Origin of the sequence: Streptomyces sp. NPDC059895 (assembly GCF_042731035.1) — a bacterium.
In the GTDB taxonomy this organism is placed as follows: Bacteria; Actinomycetota; Actinomycetes; order Streptomycetales; family Streptomycetaceae; genus Streptomyces.
On record NZ_JBHWKO010000003.1, the window covers coordinates 121103 to 138169 of the forward strand.

At 70.6% G+C, this 17067-nt stretch carries 16 protein-coding genes and 1 pseudogene; 5 read left to right on the forward strand and 12 right to left on the reverse strand.

Annotation, left to right across the window (positions count from 1 at the left end; genetic code table 11):
• Positions 1–3: 3 nt before the first annotated feature.
• Together ACFV9M_RS04520 and ACFV9M_RS04525 are read left to right on the forward strand one after the other, a co-directional pair.
• Positions 4–828 (forward strand): Scr1 family TA system antitoxin-like transcriptional regulator, encoded by an 825-nt coding sequence (locus ACFV9M_RS04520; protein WP_385062610.1) that lies wholly within the window; start codon positions 4–6, stop codon positions 826–828.
• Positions 815–1039 (forward strand): DUF397 domain-containing protein, encoded by a 225-nt coding sequence (locus ACFV9M_RS04525; RefSeq protein WP_385062546.1) that lies wholly within the window; start codon positions 815–817, stop codon positions 1037–1039. The genes ACFV9M_RS04520 and ACFV9M_RS04525 overlap by 14 nt, the downstream gene beginning before the upstream one ends.
• On the opposite strand, the gene ACFV9M_RS04530 is transcribed toward ACFV9M_RS04525, so the two are convergent.
• From ACFV9M_RS04530 to ACFV9M_RS04585, 12 genes and pseudogenes are all read right to left on the reverse strand, one after another.
• The gene (locus tag ACFV9M_RS04530; protein ID WP_385062544.1) at positions 1029–1790 is read right to left on the reverse strand and encodes an HNH endonuclease; all 762 of its coding nucleotides are present in this window, start codon (positions 1788–1790) and stop codon (positions 1029–1031) included. The two genes, ACFV9M_RS04525 and ACFV9M_RS04530, sit on opposite strands and share 11 nt — an antisense overlap.
• Entirely contained in the window at positions 1787–3199 is a 1413-nt protein-coding gene (locus ACFV9M_RS04535; RefSeq protein ID WP_385062608.1) for an AAA family ATPase, read from the reverse strand. Before ACFV9M_RS04535 ends, ACFV9M_RS04530 begins: the two co-directional genes overlap by 4 nt.
• A 69-nt stretch (positions 3200–3268) precedes the next feature.
• Positions 3269–3387 (reverse strand): annotated as a pseudogene (locus tag ACFV9M_RS04540) (sugar phosphate isomerase/epimerase); the annotation flags it as partial.
• 318 nt (positions 3388–3705) lie between these two features.
• Positions 3706–4065: a hypothetical protein gene (locus ACFV9M_RS04545; protein ID WP_385062543.1), complete on the reverse strand. Its 360-nt coding sequence runs from the start codon at positions 4063–4065 to the stop codon at positions 3706–3708.
• A 412-nt stretch (positions 4066–4477) separates the two neighbouring features.
• Positions 4478–5884 (reverse strand): DUF6177 family protein, encoded by a 1407-nt coding sequence (locus tag ACFV9M_RS04550; protein ID WP_385062541.1) that lies wholly within the window; start codon positions 5882–5884, stop codon positions 4478–4480.
• 49 nt (positions 5885–5933) lie between these two features.
• Positions 5934–6581, reverse strand: a complete 648-nt coding sequence (locus ACFV9M_RS04555) for a hypothetical protein (RefSeq protein WP_385062539.1) — start codon at positions 6579–6581, stop codon at positions 5934–5936.
• Positions 6582–6605: 24 nt separating this feature from the next.
• Positions 6606–7244, reverse strand: a complete 639-nt coding sequence (locus tag ACFV9M_RS04560; RefSeq protein ID WP_385062537.1) for a pentapeptide repeat-containing protein — start codon at positions 7242–7244, stop codon at positions 6606–6608.
• Complete coding sequence (locus ACFV9M_RS04565; protein ID WP_385062535.1) at positions 7219–9315, reverse strand: hypothetical protein; 2097 nt, start codon at positions 9313–9315, stop codon at positions 7219–7221. Before ACFV9M_RS04565 ends, ACFV9M_RS04560 begins: the two co-directional genes overlap by 26 nt.
• A complete protein-coding gene (locus ACFV9M_RS04570; protein WP_385062533.1) occupies positions 9312–9686 on the reverse strand; it encodes a DUF6507 family protein in 375 nt (124 codons plus the stop codon). The genes ACFV9M_RS04565 and ACFV9M_RS04570 overlap by 4 nt, the downstream gene beginning before the upstream one ends.
• 138 nt (positions 9687–9824) lie before the next feature.
• Complete coding sequence (locus tag ACFV9M_RS04575; protein ID WP_385062607.1) at positions 9825–10622, reverse strand: sugar phosphate isomerase/epimerase family protein; 798 nt, start codon at positions 10620–10622, stop codon at positions 9825–9827.
• Between the two features lie 35 nt (positions 10623–10657).
• A complete protein-coding gene (locus ACFV9M_RS04580; RefSeq protein ID WP_385062531.1) occupies positions 10658–11809 on the reverse strand; it encodes a dihydrodipicolinate synthase family protein in 1152 nt (383 codons plus the stop codon).
• A complete protein-coding gene (locus ACFV9M_RS04585) occupies positions 11806–12957 on the reverse strand; it encodes a Gfo/Idh/MocA family protein (protein ID WP_385062530.1) in 1152 nt (383 codons plus the stop codon). The genes ACFV9M_RS04580 and ACFV9M_RS04585 overlap by 4 nt, the downstream gene beginning before the upstream one ends.
• Positions 12958–13266: 309 nt before the next feature.
• Here ACFV9M_RS04585 and ACFV9M_RS04590 point away from each other — a divergent pair, with 309 nt between their 5' ends.
• The 3 genes from ACFV9M_RS04590 to ACFV9M_RS04600 all read left to right on the forward strand — a co-directional run bounded on the left by ACFV9M_RS04590 (position 13267) and on the right by ACFV9M_RS04600 (position 17060).
• Complete coding sequence (locus ACFV9M_RS04590; protein ID WP_385062528.1) at positions 13267–14313, forward strand: LacI family DNA-binding transcriptional regulator; 1047 nt, start codon at positions 13267–13269, stop codon at positions 14311–14313.
• Between the two features lie 401 nt (positions 14314–14714).
• Positions 14715–15515, forward strand: coding sequence for a sugar phosphate isomerase/epimerase family protein (locus tag ACFV9M_RS04595; RefSeq protein ID WP_385062526.1), 801 nt, complete (start codon positions 14715–14717; stop codon positions 15513–15515).
• Positions 15516–15779: 264 nt separating this feature from the next.
• On the forward strand, positions 15780–17060 hold the full coding sequence (locus tag ACFV9M_RS04600) for an MFS transporter (protein ID WP_385062524.1): 1281 nt from the start codon (positions 15780–15782) through the stop codon (positions 17058–17060).
• Positions 17061–17067 lie beyond the last annotated feature (7 nt).

Genomic DNA, 17067 nt, shown 5'->3' on the forward strand with positions numbered 1-17067 from the left:
AGGATGACGAAGCCTCGAACGCCCCGCACGCAGCGGGAGAAGTACGGCGAGGAACTGAGGCTGCGGCGGACCACCGCGGGCCTCACCCAGGAGGAACTCGGCGACCAGGTCGTGTGCTCGCCCACACTGATCAGCCACTTCGAGGCCGGGAGACGGCTGCCGAAGCCGGATGACGCACAGCGGATCGACCGGGCGCTGGGGACGGACGGGTTCTTCGTGCGCTGGCTGGAAGACCTGGAGTCGAAGTACGCGGACCACTTCGCGGCCGCGGCCGAGCTGGAGCAACAGGCCACGCTGATCCAGCAGTTCGCGCTCTCGCTGGTACCGGGCGTGTTCCAGACGGACGGCTACGCGCGCGCCGTGTTCCGCGCGTACCGGCCGAACCACACGTCGGAGGAACTTGACGAAGCCGTCGTCATCCGAACAAAGCGTGCCCGGATTCTCGACGGGCCGTTGAACCCGGTCGTCTGGACGCTGCTCGACGAATCCGTGCTGCGGCGCTGTGTGGGCGGTCCGGAGGTCATGGCCGAGCAGTTGCACAAGATCGCGGATACGGCCGAGGCGGGGCGGGTGCGGCTGCATGTGCTTCCGTACGGCGTCGGAGCACACGCGCTTCAACAGAGTTACCTCACGCTCATGAGCTTCGAGGACGCCGCCCCGGTGGCCTACGTCGAAGCCTTTCTCACCGGCCACTTGATGGATGACCCGGCACTGGTGGCAGCCAGCCAGACCGCCTACGCTCTAGCGCTGGGCGATGCTTTGTCGCACCAGGAGTCAGTGGCCCTCGTCAGAGCAGCAGCGGAGGAACACACACATGGTCAGCAGTGAGCACACGGTCTCCGACTCGTCCACGCTCACCGGGTGGTACAAGTCCAGCTACAGCGGCGGCGACCAGGGTGATTGCCTGGAAGTCGCCCGCGGCCACGCCGACGTGCCCGTCCGTGACAGCAAGGCACCCAGTGGTCCGGTGCTGGTCTTCTCGGCGGGCGGCTGGGCCGCGTTCGTCGAGGCCGTGCGGGACGGGCGGGTCAGTAGCTGAGGCCCCGGAAGTGCAGGAACGCGGCCCGCAGTTCGGCATCGAGGAGGAGGCCGAGGACCTCCTCCTCCCCCGCGAACAAGGCATCGGCCGCCGGATGGCCGGACTGGTGGAACATGGCGACCAGTACATCGACGAGGGGGCGGTTCCAGGAGACCTGGACGATCTCCTTCGCCTTGTCGCGTTGCCCCTTGTCCATGGCCAGGCGCCACAGCTCGATGGAGTGCCTGGCCGTCGCGTAGGCGTCCCTGCGTCCCTTGACCAGGACCGCTCTCGCGTTGAGGCCGAACACCTCGATGCAGGCCCGTCCCCGGTCGGTCAGGCCCCGGTACGTTCCGAGCGGGAGCACCAGCCGTAGGTGGTCCAAGGGGTCCTCGGCTGTCGGGTCCACGAGCAGAGGGCTGCCGTCGGCTCCGGTGGGGAAGAGGTTCCGCTTCTGGTTGCTGTTGCAGAACGAGCAGGCGAGCAGATGGTTGAGCCAGTCGAAGGTACGCAGCGGAGCGAGGCTCTTCGGCTCGAAGTGGTCGATGTCGGTGCCCTGGCCGTCACCGCAGTACATGCAGCGTTCGCGGCCGGGAGCCATCTCCGCAAGCCCGGCGACGAGGGCGGGGCGGACCTGCCGGCGGTTCGCCCAGAGTTCCTTCGCCCTGTCCTTGCGTTCCTTGTCCGTGGCCTGCTGCCGGATGTCGTCGGTGTAGCCCTTCAGCAGCTCCGTCGTGACCGACGACAGGAGCGCACGCCGAAGCCGGATCACTCCTCTTCGGCCTTCGGGCCATCGGCGATCTCCTCCGCGATCCGGTGGAAGTGCGCATTCATCTCGTCCAGACGGGCCGACGGCGAGCTGGCGAGCCGCTCCTTCAGTTCCCGGTAGCGGGCGAGCGACTCGGAGGACGCGGCGCCGTCGTAGATCTCCGCCTCCAGCTCCACGAACTCGGCCCTCGTCTGCTCGGCCCGCTCGGAGTAGGGGGTGTCGAGACCGAACAGGTCGGAGAGAACGGCGTCGTCGCCACTGCCGTACACCACCCGGTCGTAGAGGTCCTGATCGATGACCTCGGGTGGGCGCTCATCGTCCACGCCGGGCATACGGATCAGGCCGCCGGGATCCGCAGCCTGGCAGATGTAGGGGCTGTGCGTGGTGACGATGAACTGGATGCGGGGGAAGTGGGCGGTCAGCCAGGGGCCGATACGGCGCTGCCAGGAGACGTGCAGATGGATGTCGATCTCGTCGATGATGACGACGCCGGGTGTCATCAGCGTCAGCAGACCGTCTCTGACCTCCAAGAGGTCGGACTCCCACAGGTCGGCGCCGAACGCGTCGTGCAACTGCTTGAGGATGTCGACGACAAGGGCCGCCACCGTGCGGAATCCGTCGCTCATCTCCCGCAGCGGGAAGCGGCTGCCGTGCCGCTCCACCCACATGCCGTCGGAGTCGACGTCGACGATCCGGTACCCGTCCGGCAGCAGTCCGTCCCCGAGGAGGGCCAGCGCGAACCTCTTCAGCCCGGCCGCACCCAGTCGGCCTTCCAGCGCGCGCAGATGCTGCTCGATCAGCCAGGCGACACCCTCGGCGAGCGAGGCGTCCTCGTGGAAGAGGCTCGCATGCCGGGCCACGGGCCCGGACGTCAGCATCAGCCGCTGCACCTCGCCGGAGCCACCGGCCATGCGCCGGAACGGCCCGTAGGCAGCACTGAACCAGCCCGCCGGATTGTCCGCCCACGGGCCACGACGGGCGATGCTGGTCTGAGCCTTGGTGTACCTGATCTCGTGCAGCCCGGGGAGGACACCCCTGCGGGTGGGAACCTTGCCCGCCATCCCGTCGCGGGGCGTGGTCCAGCGGAGTCCGGCCCGGACCACGCCGGCGGGCGGGCGGCCCTGCGAGAACCGGTCGTGCTTCGCGTCCCGGGTGATCTCGACCTCGACCTGACCCGCGACGCTCTGCTCCGTCACCCAGTTCTCGAACCCCGGTACCAGGCCTCGTGCCACCGCGGGCCCGCTGAGCGCGAGTGCCATGGCCCGCAGCAACGTCGTCTTGCCCGAGCCGTTGCGACCGGCGAGCACCGTCCACCCTGCGTGGCTGCCGTCAGGACGGGTCAGGGTGAGGTCGACCTCGCGGGGGCCGTGGAAGAACTTGATGTCCTTCACGGTGATCCGGCTGACGTACATGGGCGTGGCATCCGTTCGTTCGGGTGTCGCGCCCGATCCTACGGCCGTGGCCTGCCCGTGCGTGGCGGGGCCGGGCAGGCCGCGGCCGTTGAGGACGCCCTCCAGGAGGGGGTGGTCCAGTCGGCGAGCTGGAAGGTGTGGATGCGGCCGCCGACGCCCGCCCGCGCGATCTGCTCGGGGGCCCGGTCCGTCGACCGGGCCCCCTCGGGCTCTCCCCTCCGTGCCGGACCTCCCGTGATCCCCCCAGATCCATCTTCGAGAGCCCCGACACCCAGTACGACTCGCGTCGGCCGGACGGGTCGTACGGTCTCCCGGGATTTTTTCTCCGCACCCCGACGGGTGCGCCGCGCGGCCGGGATGTTGGAGAATCGCCGCAGGTGACGGGGGCCGCCGGGCCCGCCGTCCCGCCCCGAGGACGCCTGCCCCACCCCGGATCGGACGGGGTGGGGCAGGTTCACGCCGGGGCGGCGCGGGGCTCAACGCCGGTCTCGGCGCCGGGCGTTGGTTCAGCGGACGGTGACGGAGACCGCCTTGGACGCGGTCTTGCCGTTCACGACGCGCAGGGTCTGCACGCCCTTCTTGGTGAACTTGTCGGTGAGCTTGTAGGCGCTCTTGCTGACCGTGGCGGTCTTGGCGACGGCGACCCACTTGGTGCCCTGCTTGGTCTGGAGCGTGACCTTGCTGCCGTCCTTCAGGCCGGTGGTCTTGCCGGAGAGGGTGACGACCTGGCCGACCTTGACCTGGGGGGCGCTCGCCTGGAGCGTGATGGTGGGGGTGGCGGCCTTCGGGGCGGCCACGGCGGCGCCGGCGCCCGCGGCGACCAGCGCGGCGGACACCACGGAGACGGTGGCGAGACGTGCGTTCATAGCAAACTCCTTGGTTTTCATCTGTTTCTCGAGAGGAATTAGAGAACCATCCAGCAAATCCCTCTCTCAGCTTCCTCTCATGGAAGAGCAAGCCGAATCCACGCATTTCCGAGCGCGTGGCTCTTCCCTGCGGTGGACCCGATCCTACAGACACGACCAGCGGAGATACGGTTCCCGGAGGCCCGGATAAACTCGAATAGACAGCTGAATCACAGGTAAGTTTCTCGTTACACGCACTCTGATCTGCGGTAATAAGGAACACCTGTGTAAAGGCGACTCTCACCTTCGGATCCGGGCATGGAACCGCCCCGCCCGGACGACGCTTGCGGGGCGAGGCGGGGCGGAACGTGCGGAGGTCTGGCCGGGCCCTCGTCGGTGGACAGCCGGTCGTCGTACGCGAACGCCGTAGGCGTCAGGGACGAGGGTTCGCCGTGCCCGTCGCGGGCTTGAGGTGGTTCCTGAGGGTCTGGAGTGCCTTCCACGACTCGGGGTCGGTTCCGTCCCCGAGGGGGTAGTGGAGCGCCGGACGGGCGGGTGAGCCGAGTTGGCGCGGCCGGGTCGCGAGGGGTGGGCGGCCGGCCCGGGAGAGGCCGGTCTCGCCCGCGTCGCGTGGCCCCAGGGTGAAGGAGACCGGGAGGGGCGGTCCCTCCAGGTGCGGCGGCAGGGTCAGGTCGGCGCGGGCGGCGCGGACGGTGGTGAGCATCGTCGCCAGGCCGTGTTCCGTGACGAGGGTCGCGGCGAGGGACTCCAGGGCGTCCAACGGCATGTCCTGCGGCCGGTCGTAGCCGAGCGTGAGGGTGACCTCCTCGGCGACGCCTGCCGTCGTGCGGGTGACGCGGTGCGTGGCGATGGCCGGACGGTCGGGGCCGCCCACGGCGAGGAGCCGGGTGGGGGCGGGGGCGCGGTCGCGGGCGAGGTCGGTCAACCGGTGCGGGGACCACGGTAGATTGATCGGCTCGGCGGTGCCCCAGCCGACGGGCGGAGCGCCGGTGAGATGTCGCCACGCCGCTTCCAGTGAGCGGCCGAGGACGAGCCGCTCGTCGGGCGCGTGCACCGTACGGAACGAGACGGTGAGCTGCCGCTGCGGGGTGGACGCGGCTCCTGCGGCGAAGGCGTCGGCATGGGGGTCGCCGGTCGGCAGGAACGTACCGCTGCGCCAGGCCAGTCGCACTCCGGACAGACCGTCGTAGTAACCGCCCTGCGGATCCTGTACCACCCAGCGGTTGGGCATCCCGCCCAGTGCGGCGCGCAGGGGCAGGGTGAGGCGGACGTGCGGCGGCGTGACGAGGTGGAGGGCGCGGTTCGACTGTGCCGTGGTGCGCAGGACGTCGGAGAGCCAGGCCGTGAGCGGGAGGAGCGGGCGGTCGGAGAGGACTACGGCTGTCGAGTCGGTCAGGACGTCGACGACCGGGAAGTCCTGGGTGCCGGGTGACTCGTCGGGGACGGTGACTCGGGTTGTATGGGCTGTTCCGGGTGGCCAGGTCGTTCCGCCGAGAAGCGTGGTCAGGCGTCCGCACACGGATCCCGCCAGCGGCTCCGCCTCGGGGGTCGCCGTGGAGGCGCGTACCTCTGTCCACCAGTACGGCGCCTGGGGAGCGGCGCTCTCGACCCCCAGAAGACGCTCCGCCTCACCTGACACATGGACGAGCAGCGGAGCCTCCACCGACACCAGCGGGCGCCCAGCAGTCGTGCGCAGATGGATGACGGCGCCCTCATCGGTGGCGGTCAGTTCCAGGTCGGGGCCGCCGGCGTGCAGAGCGGCCAGCAATGACGCCTGGTCTGGCATTTTCGGGGTGAGGGCGATGACGTCCTTGGTCATGCGGGGGCCTCCGTCGTGTCAGGCGTCGTGGACGACAGTTTTCCGGCTGTCAAGGCCGGCCGGTCAGGTCAGGGCCCATGCCGTTCTCGTCCGCATCCGGATCCGCGACGCCTTCGACGGTCGCCATACCGAAATACGTCCGCTCGCCCGGCTCAGGAGGCGTTCCGAACATGGCGGTGAGGTCTTTCAGCGCGGCAGTCAGTCGCGGTGCGTTCCTCAGGTGGATCTCCGGATGAGGACGGCCAGCAAAGTCGTAGCGACCCCAGATGTCGTGGTGCACGGAGAGCTCGGCCGACAAACCGGTGGGAGCGGTGGAGAAGGAAAGGTCGACGAGTCGGTACTCGTTCCGGGGCCGGTCTTCCGCGTCGATCCAGGTTCCCGTACCGAGCACGCTGACGTCCGAGATGTCAGCGGTGAGGTGAGCGGCGGGACGACTGCCCCTCACACGTGCCGGGAGACCTGGATCGCCGAGTGACCGCGCGGCAAGATCGAGGGTGGTCGTGACACCTGTGGTCCCGGTACCTGCGACGCTCCAGACGTACGACAGGCGAACCGGGACGAGAAGCTCGTGCCGGATCAGCACTTCACTCGTCCGAGCCGCCAGCGAGAGAGCCGACTCCAGGCCCGGTGCGCCGAAGTCGTACAGATCCCAGAACCACGAAGCGCACTCCCGGGGTGCGCGCATCAAAGTCGACATGGCATTTTCTGCGGAACCCGAGATTCAGTTGAGAACGTGAACAGACGCGCCGCGATTATTGAGCCACGATTCAAGCGCAGCCCCTTCCAGCCTTCGACGTGAACCCGCCACGTCAACGTACGCCGGCCCGTACAGGGTCCCGGAGAGACCTGTCACGACGGTACTCTCATCCAGAATCACTTCAAAAGATGTGTTCTGCACCGAGGCATCTCCCAGATCGGCTCCCTCAAGAGAGACGTTGAGCAGGGATGCGCCATGGAGACATGCAGCGCGAAAGGAAGCCGAGCGTGCGTTGACATCAGCCAGTTCGGCGCTTCCGAGATCCGATTCGAACAGCACAGCGGCCTGCATACTCGCCCCATCCAGCACAGCCTTCACAAGGGAGGCCCGGCTGAAGTCAGCTCGGTCAAGCACCGCATGCTCCAATCGGGCACGGTACAGGTCGGCACCGACCAGAACGGCGTCAGTGAGGCGACTTCCGATGAAGAGCCCCATGGCCAGGTCAGCCTCGGTGAGATCAGCGCCGGCGGCATCAAGACCGGAGAGATCGACCGTCGTGTCCTCCTGACCGCTCCAGGCGCTCAGCTCCGCAGCGGCATCGGGGGCAGACGGCATCACACGCACGCTACGGCGCACATCACGGATACCAGACAACTCGATCACTCCAACCGTGCTCGTCGATGATCGCCTTGACATCATCGATCGCCGCTTGATTCGCATTACGCATATCGAGAATGACGACACGCTGCTTGGTCTCGATCTGATCGGCGAGCTTCCGGACCCAGGTTCCGTTGTTCGCCGGATCGTACGCCCCCTTGAACGGAAGCGACTTGTCGCGAACATTATTCAAAGGCGGCCAGTCAGAGTGCACGCCCTTTATGTCGTAGAAGATTCCCGTACTCGGCGAGTAAAGATCTCCCTGATTCGCTCCGGGCGGTCTTTGGATATCCGAAGGAACCTTGCCCGAATCGCGCAGATCGAGAGCAACCCGCGCCTCGTCCATCTCCGATGGTTTGACCTTCCCCTTGTGATCGGGGTCCTGCTTCATCTCATCGAAGTCGTCGCGATAGCGCTCGGCAAGCTCATGAAGATGTTCGTCATGGAGCGTACGCTCCCCTGGAGTCATCTCTGCGGGCGGTGCGGCACCGTCCCCGTGCCCGGTGCCGTGTCCATTCGGCGTGTGGTCTACAGAGGATGCCGTGTCGTGGCCACCGCCTGTTGCGTTGCTGCCCGCGGAACTTCTTCCCGGACTTTGACCAGTGGCGTCACCGGTCTCGCCAGAGTGGTGGGAGCTCCCACCCCCCGTACCTGAGGCATGGTGACCGTCCGCACCGGTAGCTTCTGTCCTGGCGTGCGCATGGACCGGTTGGGAGTCTCTGCCCGACACGGCTCCGTTTTCCACGGCGGAGCGGTCGTCCGCCGAGAGTTCATGCGTCGCCTCCCCGGCATGCTGGCGAAGGCTGCCATCGGCATCCAGGACATGGCCGTCCTCGGTCAGATAGACGATGTCGCCCTTGGCGTCAACGTAAGGGATTGCGTTGTCCGGGATCTCCGGAGAGCGGAGGGCGTCCGCCCGTTCCAGGAGGTCGAGCGTGGTGCCGGAGTGGAGGTTCTTCAGGGTGCGGAAGGTGTCGCCGACCTTGCCGAGGGCGAAGGTGCCCGCCTTGCCGACGTAGGTCATCGGGTCGACGGCCCGGCCGATCCTGCCCGCTGTCGACAGGGCGCGGGCTGCCGCGGACGTCTTGGCGGCGCCGGATGCCGCCGCGCCCGTGCCCTCGGTGCCCAGGGCCGTCAGTACGTTGAAGGTGACGGCACCGGCGGCGCGGGACGGGTTGGTCTTCCAGGTGTCCCAGGCGACAAGGCCCTTGACGGTCTGCTTGTAGGCGGTGCGGGAGTCCCGCAGCCAGGAGGGGAGCTTCTCCTCCGGCAGCAGCCACCAGGTGCCGAGGGTGGCGCTGGTCAGGGCCGACGCCGTGGCGAGCTGGGCCAGGCTCTTCCATGCCTCGCCCGCCGCGTCCGAGCCGTCCGCGCCGAACAGGGTCCCCACTCCGTGCACGGTGGCCATCACGCCGTCGGTCCAGAAGCCGTCCCAGACCTGTCCGGCCTCGTGGGTCAGCCACTCCCAGCCCTCGTACTCCCGCTCCGCCGGGGCGCCCCACGGCGTCTCCGGCGCGTGGTCCAGGTCGTCGGCGCGGTAGCCGTACATGTGCTCGCCGTGCGAGCCGTCGTCGACGGTGGTCTTCGAGCCGCCGACCAAGGCGGTGATCTTGTTGTGGCAGGCGCGTTCGGCGGCCTGGAAGGCGGCGACCGTGTGGTTGACGTCCCGCCAGAGTTCGTTGTTGCGGTCGACCTTGTCCTGGTCCTCGCGCCAGTCGTCGTCCCCGGACAACGACTGGACGAACGCCGTGGCGTCCACCTTGAGCGTCGCCAACCGGTCTATGAGGGGCTGGACCTCGGCGCTGTAGTCGGACAGCGCCGAGGCCACCTTCTCCAGGTCGTCGGCGAACGCGTCCGCCTTCGCCTTCACCGGCTGCGTGGAGGACAGCAGATCGCCGGCCTCCGGGGCCCGGTAGACGGCGGACAGGCCCTGGAAGGTGGTGTGCACGTCCGCGCCGGACGCCCGGAACTGGGCCGCGTTCGCGGTCAGCAACATCACGTCGGTGTCCAGGGTGGACAGGTCCCCGATGAAGTGCGGTATTCCGGACGGGTCGATCAGCGTTGCCCCGTCGCTCACTTACCGGCCCCCGGCAGGTCGACCTTCGGCTCCTTGGCCGCTTCCCGTTGTGCCGTGGCCGCCATCGCCAGGTCGCCCTCGACATAGTGCCCGGTGGCCTCCGCGGCGCCGTTGAGGGACTTGGCCGCGCGTTCCGCCAAGTACAGAAGATCATGGCTCCAGTGCTGGAGGAACTCGCCCAGTGCCGCCCCCACCAGCCCGGCCGTGCTGCTGTACGGCCCGTACTGGCTGGTGATCGTCCCCGCCGCCGAGGCCGCCTCCTCCAGGTTCCCCTGCATCGCCTGGCCCGTGTCCGACAGGTTCTTCGCCGCCGTGCCCGTGTTCTGAAGCACGCCGCGCACCCCGACGACGTCGATGTCCCAGCCCGTCACACCGCTCCCCGTTGCCTGTGATGCCCGCCGCACGTCGAACGTATTATCGCATGAGCGGTTGCAAAGTGATGGAACGTCAGGCGGCCGCCGGATGTTTTGCGCCATCCGGCGGCCGTCCGTGTTCCCGGGGATCCGGAGTCAGAGAACGTGCTGGGTGAACCTCTCCGCCGTTTCCGCCAGTACCTCGCGGCCCTCCCGGGCCCACAGCCCCTCGTTGAACAGTTCGACCTCGATCGCGCCCGTGTACCCGGCCGCCTCCACGTACGCCTTCCACTCGCGCATGTCGATCGCGCCGTCGCCGATCTGGCCGCGGCCGTTGAGGACGCCCTCCGGGAGGGGGGTGGTCCAGTCGGCGAGCTGGAAGGTGTGGATGCGGCCGCCGGCGCCCGCCCGCGCGATCTGCTCGGGAGCGGCGTCGTCCCACCAGATGTGGTACGTGTCCACGGTCACGCCGACCTGTTGCGCGGGGAAGCGTTCCGCGAGGTCCAGGGCCTGGGCGAGGGTGGAGACCACGCAGCGGTCGGAGGCGAACATGGGGTGGAGGGGCTCGATGGCCAGCTTCACGCCGTGTTCCTCCGCGTACGGGCCCAGCTCGGCCAGCGCGTCGGCGATGCGCTCGCGCGCCGCGCGCAGGTCCTTCGAACCGGCCGGGAGGCCGCCCGAGACCAGGACCAGCACCTCGGTGCCGAGGGTCGCCGCCTCGTCGACCGCCCGGCGGTTGTCCTCCAGCGCCCTGGCCCGCTCCTCCGGGTCGATCGCCGTGAGGAAGCCGCCGCGGCACAGCGTCGTCACCGTCAGGCCCGCGTCGCGGACCAGCTTCGCGGTCTCCTCCACGCCGAACGCCTGCACCGGCTCGCGCCACAGGCCGACGTTGCCGACGCCCAGGTCGCGGCAGGCGTCGACCAGTTCGGGCAGGGACAGCTGCTTCACCGTCATCTGGTTGATGGAGAAGCGGGACAGGTCCGGGTCGCTCACTGGGTCACTCCGTACAGGGCGAGCAGGGTCTTCATCCGCTCCTCGGCCAGCTTCGGGTCGGGGAACAGGCCCAGGCCGTCGGCGAGTTCGTAGGCGCGGGCGAAGTGCGGGAGGGAGCGGGCCGACTGGAGGCCGCCGACCATCGTGAAGTGGCTCTGGTGGCCCGCCAGCCAGGCCAGGAAGACCACGCCCGTCTTGTAGAAGCGGGTGGGCGCCTGGAACAGGTGGCGGGAGAGCTCGACGGTGGGGTCCAGCAGCTCCCGGAAGCCGGCCGTGTTCCCCGTGTCGAGGACGCGGACCGCTTCGGCCGCCAGGGGGCCCAGCGGGTCGAAGATGCCGAGCAGGGCGTGGCTGAAGCCCTTCTCGTCGCCCGCGATCAGCTCGGGGTAGTTGAAGTCGTCGCCGGTGTAGCAGCGGACCCCGTCGGGCAGCCGACGGCGCAGGTCGATCTCGCGCTGCGCGTCCAGGAGGGAGACCTTGATGCCGTCGACCTTGTCCGGGTGCGCGGCGATGACCTCCAGGAAGGTGTCGGTGGCCGCGTCGAGGTCGCTCGACCCCCAGTAGCCCTCCAGGGCCGGGTCGAACATGGGACCGAGCCAGTGCAGGACGACCGGCTCGGAGGCCTGGCGCAGGAGGTGGCCGTAGACGTCCAGGTAGTCCTCGGGGCCGTTCGCCGTCGCGGCCAGCGCGCGGGAGGCCATGAGGATCGCCTGGGCACCCGACGCCTCGACGAGGGCGAGCTGCTCCTCGTAGGCGGAGCGGACCTCGGCGAGGGTGCCGGAGACGATCTGGTCGGTGCCCACGCCGCAGGCGATGCGGCCGCCGACGGCCTTCGCCTCGGCGGCGCTGCGGCGGATCAGCTCGGCCGCGCCCGCCCAGTCCAGGCCCATGCCGCGCTGGGCGGTGTCCATCGCCTCGGCGACGCCGAGTCCGTGGGACCACAGGTGGCGGCGGAAGGCGAGGGTGGCGTCCCAGTCGACGGCGGCGGCCGAGTCGGGGGTCGTGTCCGCGAAGGGGTCGGCGACGACATGGGCCGCCGAGAAGACCGTGCGGGAGGTGAAGGGGGCGCCCGTGGTGAGGGCGAGCGGCTCGGTACGGGGCTCGTACGTGCGCAGGGCCCCCGTGGCGTCGGGGAGTCGGATGGTCACAGCGCGATCTCCGGGACGTCGAGGCGGCGGCCCTCGGCGGAGGACTTCAGGCCCAGCTCGGCGAGCTGGACGCCCCGGGCGCCGGCCAGCAGGTCCCAGTGGTAGGGGGCGCCGGCGTAGACGTGCTTGAGGAACAGCTCCCACTGGGCCTTGAAGCCGTTGTCGAACTCGCCGTTGTCGGGGACCTCCTGCCACTGGTCGCGGAAGACCTCGGTGGCGGGGATGTCCGGGTTCCAGACCGGCTTGGGGGTGGCGCTGCGGTGCTGGACGCGGCAGTTGCGCAGGCCGGCGACGGCGGAGCCCTCGGTGCCGTCCACCTGGAACTCGACGAGTTCGTCGCGGTTGACGCGCACGGCCCAGGAGGAGTTGATCTGGGCGATCGCGCCGCCCTCCAGCTCGAAGATGCCGTAGGCGGCGTCGTCGGCGGTGGCGTCGTAGGGCTTGCCGTTCTCGTCCCAGCGCTGCGGGACGTGCGTGGCGGTGAGGGCCTGGACGGACTTCACACGGCCGAACAGCTCGTGCAGGACGTACTCCCAGTGCGGGAACATGTCGACGACGATGCCGCCGCCGTCCTCCGCGCGGTAGTTCCAGGAGGGGCGCTGGGCGTCCTGCCAGTCGCCCTCGAAGACCCAGTAGCCGAACTCGCCGCGCACGGAGAGGATCCGGCCGAAGAAGCCGCCGTCGATGAGCCGCTTCAGCTTGAGCAGGCCCGGCAGGAACAGCTTGTCCTGGACGACGCCGTGCTTGACGCCGGCCTCGTCCGCCAGCCGGGCGAGCTCCAGGGCTCCCTCCAGGCCGGTCGCGGTGGGCTTCTCGGTGTAGATGTGCTTGCCGGCCGCGATCGCCTTCCTGATCGCCTCCTCGCGGGCGGAGGTCACCTGGGCGTCGAAGTAGATGTCCACCGTCCCGTCGGCGAGGACCGCGTCCAGGTCCGTCGAGACGTGCTCCAGGCCGTGCCGTTCGGCGAGCGCCCGCAGCGCGTGCTCGCGGCGGCCGACCAGGACCGGCTCCGGCCACAGCACGGTGCCGTCGCCGAGGTCGAGGCCGCCCTGTTCACGGATGGCCAGGAGGGAGCGGACCAGGTGCTGGCGGTAGCCCATGCGTCCGGTCACGCCGTTCATGGCGATACGCACCGTCTTGCGTGTCACGTCGGTCCCTTCGTAGGCGTCGTACGCAGCGTTCGTGGGCGCTCGTACGCGGTTGTGCGCGCCGCGTCCGCCTCGTCACTGATCAGCGTCACAGCAAGCGCTTTCTATCTAGTGAGAAGCTAGCCTCTGAGCAGTGGTCCGGACAAGACCGTGTCCATCCCGAGTTGTTCGAGGAAGCGAACGGCGGAGGTCCACGGCCTTAAGGTCTGCTCGACCCGCCGCGTCCCGCTCGGAACCGTGGCCGCGGCCGGCCTGTCTACCAGGACGTACGACGACGTACGACGAGATGTGCGACCGGAGGACGACGAGATGACGGTGACCCTGGCGGACGTGGCGGCCCGAGCGCAGGTCTCCCCCGCGACGGTGTCGCGCGTACTGAACGGCAACTACCCCGTGGCCGCGTCCACCCGCGAGCGGGTGCTGCGGGCGGTGGACGAACTGGACTACGTACTCAACGGTCCCGCCAGCGCGCTGGCCGCGGCCACGTCCGACCTGGTCGGCATCCTGGTCAACGACATCGCCGACCCCTTCTTCGGGATCATGGCGAGCGCGATCCAGTCGGAGATCGGGGGACCGGGCGGCAGAGCCGGCGGTGAACGGCTCGCGGTGGTGTGCAACACCGGGGGCTCACCGGAGCGGGAGCTGACGTACCTGACCCTGTTGCAGCGGCAGCGGGCCGCGGCCGTGGTGCTCACCGGCGGCGCCGTGGAGGACGAGCCGCACGTGTCGGCGGTGGCGGCGAAGCTGCGCAGGCTGGAGGAGGCGGGCACGCGGGTGGTGCTGTGCGGGCGCCCGCCCGCGCCCGACACCGGTGCGATCGCGCTGACCTTCGACAACCGGGGCGGCGGACGGGAGCTGACCGAGCATCTCCTCGGGCTCGGGCACCGCCGGCTCGGCTACATCGCCGGCCCCGAGGAGCGGACCACCACCCGGCACCGGCTGGAGGGCCACCGCGCGGCGCTGGCGGCCGCCGGCATCGAGGAGGACCCGCGCTGGACCGTCCACGGCCGCTACGACCGGCGGGCCGGCTACGAGGCGACCCTGGAACTGCTGCGCCGGGACCCGTCCCTGACGGCGGTCGTCGCGGCGAACGACTCCGTCGCGCTGGGCGCCTGCGCGGCGCTGCGGGAGTCGGGGCTGCGCATCCCGGAGGACGTCTCCGTGGCCGGCTTCGACGACCTCCCCTTCAGCATCGACGTGGTGCCCGCCCTCACGACGGTGCGGCTGCCGCTGGCGGAGGCGGGGGCACGGGCCGGGCGCATCGCCATGGGGCGGGAGGAACCGCCGCCCGGGGGGATCGCCACGGTCCGGGGGGAGTTGATGGTGCGGGGGTCTTCCGGGGGGCCTCGGGAGTAGGGGGCTTGGGGGTTCGGGGGTTCGGGGGTCGGGGGTTCGGGGGTTCGGGGGCGGGAGATCAGGGGCTCGGGGCTCCGGGGGCGGGAGATCAGGAACTCGGGGGCTCGGGGGGCGGGAGATCAAGGGCTCGGGGCTCCGGGAGCGGGAGATCAGGAACTCGGGGGCTCGGGGGGCGGGAGATCAGAGGCTCGGGGGGCGGGAACTCGGAGCCTCGGAGGCGGGGGATCGGGCCCGGGCGCCTCGGGCGGTGGCGGGCGGTCCCGGTCCCGTCCCGTGCGGACGGGGTGCCGGGCGAGGGCTGATCTGATCGACGATCTGATCGACGATCTGATCGACGAGTCGGTGCTCGTGCTCCTGGGGATACCCGTGGTGCCCGGCGGCGGCGAGTAGGGTCCCCGGGTATGAAGCTCGCGTTCTCCACCCTCGGTGTTCCCGGTCTGCCGCTCCCCGACGTGCTGCGGCTCGCGTCCGCGCACGGCTACCACGGCGTCGAACTGCGCGCCCACCCGGAGGAGCCGGTGCACGCCGGCCTGTCCCCGGCGCAACGGGCCGAAGCCGCCGCCCTGTTCCGGGCGGCCGGCGTGGAGGTCCTGGGACTGGCCGGGTACGCGCGCGTGGCCGCGCCCGGTGAGGACGGGCCCGTGATCGAGGAGGTGCGCGAGCTCGTCGGCCTCGCCCACGACCTCGGCGCGCCCTTCGTCCGCGTCTTCCCGGGTGCCGGCGCGGAGCAGTCCCCCGCCGAGGCGGACGCCGTCGCCGCCCGGCGCCTCGGGACCGCCGCCGAGTACGCCGCCGACCTCGGCGTCCGCATCCTGCTGGAGACCCACGACTCCCATCGCACCGGTGCCGCCGCGACGCGCGTCCTCGGTCTCGTCGGGCATCGGCAGGCCGGTGCGCTGTGGGACGTGATGCACACCTGGCTCGGCGGCGAGCAGCCGCTCGACACGTACGCGGCACTCGCGCCGTACCTCGGATACGTGCAGGTCAAGGACATCGCCTCGACCGAGGACACCACCCCGCTGGCACTGGGCGCGGGGGTGCTGCCGCTCGCCGAGTGCGTGGAGGTCCTCACGCGGCACGGGTGGGACGGGTGGCTGTGCTGGGAGTACGAGAAGCGGTGGTACGAGACCGCCGAGCCGTTGGAGGGGCTGCTGGACGCCGGGCGCGAACACCTCGGGCGGCTGCTGAACGAGTCGGCGTGAGCGCGGGGCGGCCGTGACCGGCGGTAGGGCGGCCGTGATCGGCGCAGGACGGCCGTGACCGGCGGCAGGGCGGCCGTGATCGGCGCAGGACGGCCGTGACCGGCGGCAGGGCGGCCGTGACCGGCGGAGGACGGCGATGAGCGGCGGACGAGCCGGCCGTGGTGGGCCGGCGGGCCCGTAATCGGCTGGCGGACCGGCCCGATCGCGGGTTAGCGTCCGCGCCGTGAGACAACCCGCCGCGCAACCCGCCGTGTCCTCGGCGTCATGAGTCTCGGCCGGACTCTCCTCGACGTCCGCCCGATCCGTACCTCCCCCGTCTTCCGGCGGCTGCTGATCGGGCGCACGGTGTCCACGCTCGGCGGCTTCATGACCATGGTCACCGTCATGTACCAGGTGTGGGAGACGACCCACAGCGCGGTCTGGAGCGGTGCCGTCGGGCTGGCGCAGGCGGTGCCGATGGTCGGCTTCGGGCTGTTCGCCGGGGCGTGGGCCGACCGGGCCGACCGGCGCCGCGTCTACCTGCTGGCCACCGTCGGGCAGGCGGTGTGCTCGCTGCTGCTGGCGGTGCAGGGCTTCACCGGGCACGTTCCGTTGGCCGGCGTGCTGGGGCTGGTCGCGGTGCAGTCGTCGTTCGGGGCGATCGGCGCGCCGGCGGCGGGGGTCTTCGTGCCGCGGCTGCTGCCCGAGGACCAGGTGGCCGCCGGTCTGGCCCTGAACCAGGTCACCGGCCAGGCGATGATGCTGCTCGGCCCGGCCGTCGCCGGCGTGGTGCTCGGCTGGTGGGGCATCGGCGTCTGCTACCTGCTGGACGCCCTGAGCTTCGGCCTGGCCTTCTACGGCGCCTTCGGGCTGCCCGCGCTGCCGCCCGAGGGCGAGCTGTCCCGGTCCGGACTGCACGGCGTCCTGGACGGCCTGCGGTTCCTGACCGGGCACCGGGTGGTGCGGGGCGCGCTGCTCACGGACCTGGCCGCGACCGTGCTGGCGATGCCCGCCGGCCTCTTCCCCCTGGTGAACGCCGAACGCTTCGGCGGTGACCCGCACACCCTGGGCCTGTTCCTGTCGGCGCTCGCGGTGGGCGGGGTGGCCGCGACCGCGTTCTCCGGGCCGGTCACCCGGCTCGCCCGCCCGGGGCCGGTGATGCTGTGCGCCTCCGGCACGTGGGGGGCGGCCCTCGCCCTGTTCGGTGTGACGACGAACGCGTGGGCGGGCCTCGGGACGCTGGTCCTGGCCGGTGCGGCGGACGCGGTGGCCGTCCTGTCCCGGACGACGATCGTCCAGACCCGCACCCCGGACGCGCTGCTGGGCCGGGTGACGGCGGCCGAGACGATCGTCGGCCAGGCGGGACCGCACCTGGGCAACCTGCGCGCCGGCGTCGTGGCCGGCCGGACCTCGGGCGCGACCGCCCTGGTGACGGGCGGACTGCTGTGCCTGCTGGCGGTGGCGTGGGTGGCGGCGACGACACCGCAGCTGCGGAACCGGCGGGGGGCGCGGGGGCGTGCTCCGGCGCCCGGGGGACCGGGGCCGGAGGAGACGTCGGGAGCCTAGCCAGGTC